This window comes from Corallococcus sp. CA054B, assembly GCF_003611625.1.
Taxonomy (GTDB): Bacteria; Myxococcota; Myxococcia; order Myxococcales; family Myxococcaceae; genus Corallococcus; species Corallococcus coralloides.
Window position 1 is genome coordinate 36,930 of sequence record NZ_RAVY01000059.1, and the last position, 9,298, is coordinate 46,227.

At 69.4% G+C, this 9,298-nt stretch carries 9 protein-coding genes and 1 pseudogene; 5 read left to right on the forward strand and 5 right to left on the reverse strand.

Going from position 1 to position 9,298, the window contains the following annotated elements; translation table 11 throughout:
* Window positions 1-56 precede the first annotated feature (56 nt).
* Window positions 57-284, forward strand: a complete 228-nt coding sequence (locus D7V80_RS16750; RefSeq protein ID WP_120589114.1) for a hypothetical protein — start codon at window positions 57-59, stop codon at window positions 282-284.
* A 69-nt stretch (window positions 285-353) separates the two neighbouring features.
* Here the strand turns inward: D7V80_RS16750 and D7V80_RS16755 are convergent, their stop codons facing one another.
* A complete protein-coding gene (locus D7V80_RS16755; RefSeq protein WP_120589115.1) occupies window positions 354-1,001 on the reverse strand; it encodes an SRPBCC family protein in 648 nt (215 codons plus the stop codon).
* 187 nt (window positions 1,002-1,188) lie between these two features.
* On the opposite strand from D7V80_RS16755, the gene D7V80_RS16760 reads away from it, so the two are divergent.
* The 3 genes from D7V80_RS16760 to D7V80_RS16770 all read left to right on the forward strand — a co-directional run bounded on the left by D7V80_RS16760 (window position 1,189) and on the right by D7V80_RS16770 (window position 4,972).
* The gene (locus tag D7V80_RS16760; protein WP_147447121.1) at window positions 1,189-2,187 is read left to right on the forward strand and encodes a WD40 repeat domain-containing protein; all 999 of its coding nucleotides are present in this window, start codon (window positions 1,189-1,191) and stop codon (window positions 2,185-2,187) included.
* Window positions 2,188-2,308: 121 nt separating this feature from the next.
* Window positions 2,309-4,213: a sorbosone dehydrogenase family protein gene (locus tag D7V80_RS16765; protein WP_158616650.1), complete on the forward strand. Its 1,905-nt coding sequence runs from the start codon at window positions 2,309-2,311 to the stop codon at window positions 4,211-4,213.
* 111 nt (window positions 4,214-4,324) lie between these two features.
* Window positions 4,325-4,972 (forward strand): cysteine hydrolase family protein, encoded by a 648-nt coding sequence (locus tag D7V80_RS16770; RefSeq protein WP_014396794.1) that lies wholly within the window; start codon window positions 4,325-4,327, stop codon window positions 4,970-4,972.
* 30 nt (window positions 4,973-5,002) lie between these two features.
* Here the strand turns inward: D7V80_RS16770 and D7V80_RS16775 are convergent, their stop codons facing one another.
* From D7V80_RS16775 to D7V80_RS16785, 4 genes are all read right to left on the reverse strand, one after another.
* Window positions 5,003-5,548: a polymer-forming cytoskeletal protein gene (locus D7V80_RS16775; RefSeq protein ID WP_120589121.1), complete on the reverse strand. Its 546-nt coding sequence runs from the start codon at window positions 5,546-5,548 to the stop codon at window positions 5,003-5,005.
* Between the two features lie 84 nt (window positions 5,549-5,632).
* The gene (locus D7V80_RS16780) at window positions 5,633-7,690 is read right to left on the reverse strand and encodes a cation:proton antiporter (protein ID WP_120589118.1); all 2,058 of its coding nucleotides are present in this window, start codon (window positions 7,688-7,690) and stop codon (window positions 5,633-5,635) included.
* A gap of 86 nt (window positions 7,691-7,776) precedes the next feature.
* On the reverse strand, window positions 7,777-7,938 hold the full coding sequence (locus D7V80_RS41810; RefSeq protein WP_158616651.1) for a hypothetical protein: 162 nt from the start codon (window positions 7,936-7,938) through the stop codon (window positions 7,777-7,779).
* Between the two features lie 134 nt (window positions 7,939-8,072).
* Window positions 8,073-8,552: a hypothetical protein gene (locus D7V80_RS16785; RefSeq protein ID WP_120589119.1), complete on the reverse strand. Its 480-nt coding sequence runs from the start codon at window positions 8,550-8,552 to the stop codon at window positions 8,073-8,075.
* 221 nt (window positions 8,553-8,773) lie between these two features.
* Between D7V80_RS16785 and D7V80_RS16790 the strand changes: the two are divergent.
* Window positions 8,774-9,298 (forward strand): annotated as a pseudogene (locus D7V80_RS16790) (energy transducer TonB); the annotation flags it as partial.

Sequence of the window (9,298 nt, forward strand, 5' to 3'; positions counted from 1 at the left end):
GATGGGCTGCGAGTCCGGCGAGCCGCCCCTGGAACCACCGGACGGAGAGCGGGAAGGTGTATCCCTGCGCGGTGGAGCTGGAGCTTCAGGGCTCGGCGCCGGAGGAGCGGCGGCGGGTCACGGTCTCGTACGGCCTGGAGCCGGAGTCGGCGACGGCGGGGCTCACGGTGGAAGGGCTGCCGTGGAAGGTCCAGCAGGTCGCGGTGGATCCGCGAAATCGCCTGGTCAATCGCAGGAGCCCGGGGCTGGCCCGGGAGCCCGCTCCCCAGCGCTGGCGGTTGTGAACCGTGAAATAGGAAGGCCCCTCGAGTCACGGGGCGCGAGGGGCCAGCGGCCGCGAGATGGCGGCGGGACTACGGGATCGGCGCGGCGACGGCGGGCGTGCCTTCCGCGGGAACGGCGGTAGCGGCCTCCTCGGCGGCCTTGGCCTCGGCGACCTTGCGGGCGGCTTCGGCCTCCGCGCGCTTCGTGGCCTCGGCCTGGGCGGCGGTCTTCATGCTGGCGAGGCCCTTCTCGAAGTCCTTGCCCACCATCTGGTCCATGTCCATGAACAGGCAGAACGCCTTGGTCACGAAGCTGTGCTGGCCGGCCATTTCCCAGCTGACGTTGGTTCCGCCATCGGCGGGCTTGAACGTGAAGGTGGTGATGTTGGTGGAGGCGAAGGGCTTGATGAACGACAGCTTGACGCGGATGGACTCGTTGGCCTTGGCCTCCTCGATGGTCATGTTGCCCTCACCGACGTCGTCGTTGCCGGTCCAGGCATAGGTGGCCCCGACGCCCGACTCCGCGCCACCGAAGGTCCGCTTCAGGTTCGGGTCGATGTTGTCCCAGGGAGACCACTGGTTCCACTGGTGGAAGTCATTGACCAGTCCGAACGCGATGTCGGGAGTGCCCGGCACGGTGGCGGAGCGCGTGACGGTGAAGGTATCCGGGCGGGTGGCGACAAAGCCGGCGAACAGCGCGAGCGCGGCGACGACGCCAATGGCAATCTTCTTGAACATGAAGTTCCTCGAAAGGGTCCCCTGGACGGGGAGGCCGCGTCTTAGGCCGCCCGTTCGGTCCGGCTCAAGCCCCCCAGCGCGCGCCCCACCATGACGCAGCGTGCGGAGTGGGTCCTCGCGGCCTTCTCCTTCGAAACTGCTTCAAGCCGTGCTCCTGAGCGGCTATGCGCCCTCTTGGATTCGCACCATGCTCACGCCTTCCCTGACGCTGACCCCTGAGACCGCGAGACACTTGACCCTGCTGCGGACGCTGGGTGAGCCGGAGCTGTCGCAGTACTCACGGTGGCAGTGGCTGGCGTGGGATGCGTCGTCGCGCTACCTGCTGTCCGTCCAGAAGCAGGGAGGGACGCCGTTGCGCTGGTGGGACCTGCACTCGGAAGCGGCGACTCCGCTCTTCGCGCACTCCGTTTCCCGCTGCCGGGCCGCGTGGTTCCTGCCCGGCTCCCAGCGCCTCCTGTCCGTGACCGTTCGCGGCACCCTCCAGACCTGGTCCGTCACCGACGGCAAGCTGCTGTCCTCGGTGGAGACCGGGGGTTCCGTCTCCAGCGCGTGTCTGTCCTCGGACGGAACGCGCCTGCTGCTCACCGCCGGCCAGGGCCGTGTCATGCTCTGGGACCTGGAGCGCAGCTGGCTTGTATGGCGGCTGGAGGACCCCGCGTTCCATTACGGCTGCGCGCTGTCGGCGGATGGTCGGTTCGCGGCCGTGGGGGCCGCCGAGGAGCAGGTCGGTGCCGCGACACGCGCTTCCGTTCGCCTCTGGGATGCGCGGACCGGCAAATCCGTGGCGTCCCGCACGTTGGACTCCCATCTGATCTGGAACGTAGCGTTCACGCCGTCCGGACAAGGGCTGGTTGCCTCGAATACCGGTGGAGAGTTGTTGTTCCTGGGCCTCCCCGGACTGGAAACGGTTCGGGTCATCGGAGCCCCGGCCTCCGGTGCGATGCAAATGGAGTTCATCCCCGGGGGTTCCCTGCTGGCCGCCAGCGCGGACACGAGCGCGTTCGTGGTCATCGACGTCCATGCCGGCCAGCGCGTCTTCGCGTACTCGGACCTGGATGACATGCAGGGCAGCACCGCGAACTTCTCACCCGACGGGCGCTTCGTGTGCTGGGGCATGGATGACGGCAAGGTGGGCATCTGGGGCGCGAAGCCCAGGCCTGGCGCTGCATGGGACGTAGGGGATTGATGGTAGCTTGCGCGGCATGCGCCCCATCGCCCCCTGGCTTGCCCTGGCATTGCTGACCGCCGCCCGCGTTCATGCCCAACCCGTCGAGACGGCTCGTGACCTCGAGGTCCAGGAAGGCTGGGTGACCTTCGCAACGGCCAGCGACGCGACCCGGATGGGCTGGGTTCCGGATGGTTCTGGCCGCCTGTTCGTGGCGACGATGTCTGGAAAGGTTCTCGTCGTGAAGAACGGGGTCGTGCAGCCGACTCCCTTCATCTCCGAGTCATTCAATCACTATGACCAGGAAGGACTCCTGGGCATGGCCTTCGATCCGAACTTCGCGAGCAACCGCTACGTCTATTTCTTCGCGGCGATGCCGGGCTTCACTTTGCAGATCTTCCGGTACACCGACGTCGGCGGCGTCGGCGTGAACCGCACCGTTATCGTGGGGGGGCTCCCGGCGGGAGTGCTCGACTACGACGGCGGAGGGCTCACCTTCGGTCCGGATGGCATGCTGTACTTCGGGGTCGGGAGCCTCCAGGGCATCCGGAGCGCGGACGTCCTGACGAACGCGGCGGGCAAGATCCACCGCGTGCGCCCGGATGGCACCGTGCCCACCGACAATCCCTTCCACGACGGGGCGGGCCCCAACGTGGACAGCATCTGGGCCCGGGGCTTCCACAACCTCTACGGGCTGGTCTTCCAGCCGGGAACCGGGCGCCTGTGGGCCAATGTCTCAGGCCCGGGGGCCAATCAAATCTTCAGCATCAGCGCGGGAGCCCATGGGGGTTGGCCCGACTATGAGAACAACCAGCCCGCGGGATACCTGGCGCCGGTGTACTCATACCTGCCCGGTGTCAATGATGAGGCCACGTTCACGGCGACAGGCGCGGTGCGGCAGAACGGCGTCGCGACCTACACGCTGGTCGGCGGCTATTACAATTCATCCTGGTATCGCAAGGGAACGCGGGTCTCGATCTTCGATGTCGCGAACCCCAGCTTCAACGGCGAGTTCTACATCAAGGGTCATCCCTCCTCGCAGTCGTTCACCGTGGACCAGCCGGAGCCGGACGCGGTGAGTGGTGGCGGCTATCTCAAGCGATGGCCGGAGGGCGAGTTCACGATGGGAGGCATGTTCTACAAGGGGACGCGCTTCCCCCAGAGCTACTCCGGCAACTACCTGTTCACGGACTTCCGCGGGATGCTGCATCGGATGCAGTTCGCGGCGGATGGCTCCGTGGCCAGGGAACACATCATCATGAATTATGAGACGGGCGGCGGCTTCGTTGACGTGAACGAGGGGCCGGACGGGGCGCTGTATGTCCTCAGCCACCACGGGGGGGTCCATCGGGTCACCCCGGTGCCGGGAACCCAGGCCCTGAGCGTGTCTCCCTTGAACCTCGCCGTCCCGGAGGACGGAGCCCAGACGGTCACGGTGTCCCTGGCGATGCCTCCGCTGGTGGACGTCTGGGTCAAGGTGGCGCTGCAGGGGGGCGAGGGTGACCTGATCTTGGTGGAGGGTGGCTCGCTCCGGTTCACGCGAGAGAACTGGAGCGTTCCTCAGTTCGTGACGGTGCGCGCGCCGCACGACGCGGATGCGACGGTCGAACACGCGTCCCTCACGTTCACGCCGACCCAGGACATCCCCGTGGTGACCGTCCAGGCCCGCACGGTGGACGACGACCTGCCTCAGGGGCCCGGCGACGGCGGCGTGGCAGGCGACGCGGGTGTGGACGCGGGCACCCAGGTGGACGCGGGCACCCAGGTGGACGCCGGGACCCGTGCGGACGCGGGCACCCAGGTGGATGCGGGAACCCGGGCGGACGCGGGCACCGGAGTGGACGCCGGTACCCAGGTGGACGCAGGGACCCGTGCGGACGCGGGTACCCAGGCGGACGCGGGCTCCACGCACGACGGCGGCACGGTGGCGGGCCCCGATGAGGATGAATCCGGCGGGTGCAGTGCCGGCGCCAGCGCGCTTCCGGGTGTCCTGGCCTGGTGGCTGCTCGCGGGAGTCGTGTGGAGGCCCCGCCGCGCCCGCCGGTAACCCGCCGCGCGCAGCACCTGGGCGATGTTGGCGGCCAGCGAACATCCTCCCGCATGGGGACTCCACCCCCCGGCGGGAGGATGATTAGCGTTCAGCCACGAGGAGGTGGACGTGGCGAAGCCGCGCCAGGCGGTCCGGAAGCAGACGCGCGCGCCGCACGAGCGGCGGCATGACACCGCGCTGCTCATCATCGACGTCATCAACGACCTGGAGTTCCCCGGCGGGGAGAACGTCCTGCCCTGGGCGCTGCGCATGGTGGAGCGCCTGGGCCCCTTCGCGGAGCGGATGCGCAAGGCAGGCGTCCCGGTCATCTACGTCAACGACAACTTCGACCTGTGGCGCAGCAGCTTCACGGACGTCTACAAGCACTGCACCCGGAAGGACAGCCGGGGCCAGCGGGTCGCCCGCGCGCTCAAGCCCCGGCCGGACGACTACTTCATCCTCAAGCCCAAGCACTCGGCCTTCTTCGCCACGTCGCTGGTGCCCCTGCTGGAGCACCTGGGCACGAAGAAGCTGCTGCTCGCGGGCATCGCCACCAACCTGTGCGTCTTCTTCAGCGCCCACGACGCGCACATGCACGAGTACAAGATCACCGTGCTCAGCGACTGCTGCTGCGCGGAGAGCGACAAGGACCACGACCTGGCCCTGGATCAACTCCAGCGCTTCCTGAGCGTGCGCGTCTGCCGCGGGGACGAGGTGCACCTGCAACCCCGCTCGCGCCGCCGCGCCACGCGCAAGCCCCCGCCAGAATGGAAGTGACGGGGGCCGCCTGACAGGCAGGACGACGGCTCAGACGTCCTTGTCGTCGTCGTCATCCTCGTCGTCGAGGATGTGGCACTTGCCGGCATCCTCGTCGAGCGCCTTGCCGACGAACTCCTTCACCAGGTCGTCGCCGTTGAAGACCAGGGACAGGGAGTTCTGCTCACCGCTCACGTCCTCCTTCTTCTCCAGGACGAGCTTGCCGCCCAGCGCCGTCGCGTTCCCGTCGACGTGGGCGCCCGCGGATACCCGCACCTCGCCGCCAATGGTCACCACGTCGCCCTTCACCTTGGCGCCGGGCTCCAGGATGACGCGGCCTCGGATGGCGGCCACGTCGTTGTCCACGACCGCGCCCTTCTTCACGATGACGTCGCCGTCCACGGCGACCGCGTCCTTGACCTTCTCGCCGGGCTCGATGACCAGGTTCGTGCCCTGGACCGCCTTGCTCCCGTCCTTGACATTGACGCAGATGGCCTTGGCGGGAGCCCTGGCCGGCTTCTTCGCCGGTTCCGCCGCCAGGGCAGGCACGGCCAGCGAGCAGGCAAGCAACAGCGTGGGCAGGAAGGGACGGCGCATGGCGGAGACCTCCGGAACGCGGAAGGGGAGCGGCATGCCCTTGCTACGGACGGCCGCGTCCCCCATTGCATCCGGGGCCCCGCCTCAGCCGAGAACGCCTTTCGCCGCGTCGATGGCCTCGTGCGTCCCCGCGAGCGCGAGGATGTCACCCGCGCGCAGCACCTCCTGCGCGGTGGGCACCAGCACGCCCGCGTCGCCCCGGCGGATGGCCAGCACCGTGGCCCCCGTCATGCCGCGCAGGTTGAGCTCCGCCAGGGTGCGGCCCACCGCCGCGCTGGACTCGCCGAGCGCCACCGACTCCGGTTCTCCGATGCCGGGAAGAATCTGACGCACGCCGTGCAGCACGTCCTGTGACGGCTCGCCCTCGTCGCCCTTCGCGTGGGACTGGGCCGCGAGCGCCTCCACGATGACCTGCGCGCCCGCGCGCATGTGTCCCTGCAGGTTCGTGGCGCTCTTCCAGAAGGCGAAGCCCAGCACGCCCAGGGACACCAGCAGGAGCACCGCGCCGGGCACGCCGGGTACGAACGGCTGGGTGATGGCCAGCACCGGCACGCCCACCATGAAGACGCTGGCCAGTTGGAGCGCCACCACCAGCACCCGGCGCGGCGCCGCCGCCAGGTCCACCTTGCCGTTGGCCGCGGCCGGCAGCGCGCCCTCCGCCAGCACCACGCCCAAACGCCGCCCCATCCGCACGATGCCCACGCAGAAGGGCAGGGCCAGCGCCGTGGCCAGGCCAATGACGATCCACGGCGTCAGCGTCTTGCCCCAGCCCATGCGCTCGTCGATGAACTCCGTCACCTGGGGCAGCAGCACGGACGTGCCGATGACGATGATGGTGATGAACGCCGCGTCCAGCAGCATCAGCAGCGCCATGCGCCGCACGCGCGCGCCCACCGTCTTCTGGCGCGGCGACGTGCGCAGGTTCTCCACCCAGCTGCCGTACAGCGACGCGAACGTCTGCAGCGGCGCCGGAAGCTTGCGGTCCACCCAGTTGGCGATGGGGCCGGACGCGCGGATGAGCCACGGCGTCGTCAGCGTGGTGATGGCCGACACGGCCACCGCCACCGGGTAGAGGAACGTGCCCGTGGCCTTCAGGGACAGGCCCAGGCCCGCGATGATGAAGGAGAACTCGCCAATCTGGGACAGGCTCAGGCCCGCCTGCACGGACGTGCGCGTGCCGTTGCCGGTGAAGAACGCGCCCAGCGACACGCTGAGGATCTTCCCCAGGACGACCACGCCGGTGAGCACCGCGATGGCCAGCCAGTGCTCGCGGATGAGCGCCGGGTCGATGAGCATGCCCACCGACACGAAGAACACCGCGCCGAACAGGTCGCGCACCGGCTGCACCAGGTGTTCAATCTCCTTGCCCTCGCCGGACTCCGCCACCAGCGAGCCCGCGAGGAACGCGCCCAGCGCCACCGAGTAGCCGAACGACTGCGCCAGCAGCGCGCCCGCGAAGCAGATGCCCACGCCGGTGACGAGCGTCGTCTCCGGCCGCTGGAGCTTCGTGATGTAGCGCACCAACCGGGGCACGACGAACAGGCCAATGCCGACCAGCCCCACGAGGAACGCGGCCAGCCGGCCCACGGTGAACGCCAGGTCCCCGGCGGACAGACCGGTGCCACTGGACACCGCGGTGAGCATGGCCATCAGCAGGATGCCGATGAGGTCCTCCACGATGAGGATGCCCACCACGATGCTCCGCAGCGCGCCCCGGATGTTCTGCTCGTCGAACGCCTTGGCGATGATGGTGGTGCTGGAGATGGCGATGCAGGAGCCGGCGAACAGGCTCTCCAGCATCGTCCAGCCGAAGGCGCGGCCGGTGACGAAGCCCAGCCACACCATCACGCTGCACTGGATGACGGCGGTGATCCCTGCGGTGGGCCCCACCTGGAACAGCCGCCGCAGGCTGAACTCCAGCCCTAGCGAGAACATCAGCAGGATGACGCCCAGCTCCGACAGCGTCTGCACGATGCCCGGGTCCGCCACCAGGGGGATGGGGACGTGCGGCCCTATGATGAAGCCCGCGAGGATATAGCCCAGCACCACCGGCTGGCGCAGGCGCTGGAAGAGGACCGTGGTGACCGCCGCGACACAAAGGACGGTGGCGAGGGCTTGGAGGAACGCGTGGGCGTCGTGCATGGGGGCGCCTCTGGAGGTGATGGGCTCGCGATGACCGGCCCCGCCCGCGCTGCGCGGGGCCGGAACTACAGGAAGTTAGGGCGGACTCAGCTGCATCGCTCGAGGGCAATGGCCCCGACGATGATGACCAGGCACAGCAGTCCGCTCCACAACAGGCGCGCGCCCTGCCACTGATCGTGGGTGGAGCCGCCCTGCTGGGGCTGCTGCGAAGGGGTGGAGATGGGTTCGGGGGGAGGGGAGGAAGACATGGAAGAAGGTCTCGCGCGGCCGCGAAGTGCAGACCGCGTGCTGGAAGGGTTGTGATGTGGAAGGCCCGCCCACCTGCTCCCGGGGGTCACACCGGGTCGGAGACGGGCGCGGGCCTGCGAACGCAAAGAACCGCTCAGCCCCAGACGGGTGGACCCTGGGCCGGGCAGTTCACCGTCCGGGGACGGTCCGCCAGCGGCGTGAGACGGGAGGGCAGCGCCCGGGCAAGCAGGCCCTCGGCCCGCGCCAGCATCCGCGCGTCATGGCGCGCGAGGATCGCGCGCAGCGTGTCCAGCCGGGGTGCGAAGGGCGTTGAGGGGCGGAGGCCGGCACCACCGCCATCCACCTGATCGCGCGAGCCCGCCCGCGGCGCGGCCATGTGCGAGCCATGCAGCAGCCCCGCGACCTCCCACCCCAGCTTCGGAGGGGGCGGCATGCGCGACACCGCATGCGTCCGGGGCGCAGCAACCTCCTGGCGCGTGCCGTGGCGGGGCGCTGACGAGAGCCCCACCATCCCCAGGAGTCCGGCCAGCACCGCCGCGCACACGGCCGCCGCCAGGGCGAACCTGATCTCGCGGGGGGCTTCACGCCCGGTGTGGGGAAGGGCCGGCGTCATGGGTGGGGGGGTTAAGCGTGTCGCACCCGATGCGACAGTCGGGCGACGACAAATCAACGAGTCAGCGGAAGGCCTTTATACGCAGCAGGGCTCTTACGCACCTCGGAAAATCGCGCCCTTGGCAACGAAACAGTCATGAGGCGACGCGCCAGGATGATTTCAGCATCGCTCCAGATTGACGTTGCCACCCCCCAGGGGATATCCCCTTTCGGCGACCGAAAATGCGAACCATTCTCAACTTCGACGACCGATTGGGTGCCGCCCCGGCGCTGCCGCAAGCAGTGACCGCCCGTGCGGATGCGGCGCGGAGCCCTGTGGGGCTCTTCCAGTCAGCGACCGCGACGGCCGAGACGGGATGGGGTCGCTGGAGCGGGGCCCTGCTGACCGCGACCGTGGCGCACGTGCTGGCGGTGGCGGTGGGGTTGATGGTGTCGACCCAGGCGCCGCCGGTGGTCAAGAAGCCGGAGCCGGAGCTGGTGCTGATGGCGTACGCCCCGCCTCCGCCGCCGCTGGGCGGTGGGGCGCTGAAGCAGGCGACCCCGGAGCCCGTGAAGCCGGTGGTGCAGAAGCCGCGCCCCAAGCGGCAGGAGCTGGTGGTCCCCGCGAAGGTTCCGGAGCCGGTGAAGGAGCCAGAGCCGGTGGTGGAGCAGGTGGAGACGCCGGCCGCGACGGAGGTGGCCGCCGTCGCGCCGCAGGCGCCCGCGGGGCCGGGCGTGCCGGACGGCGCGGTGGGCGGCGTCGTCGGG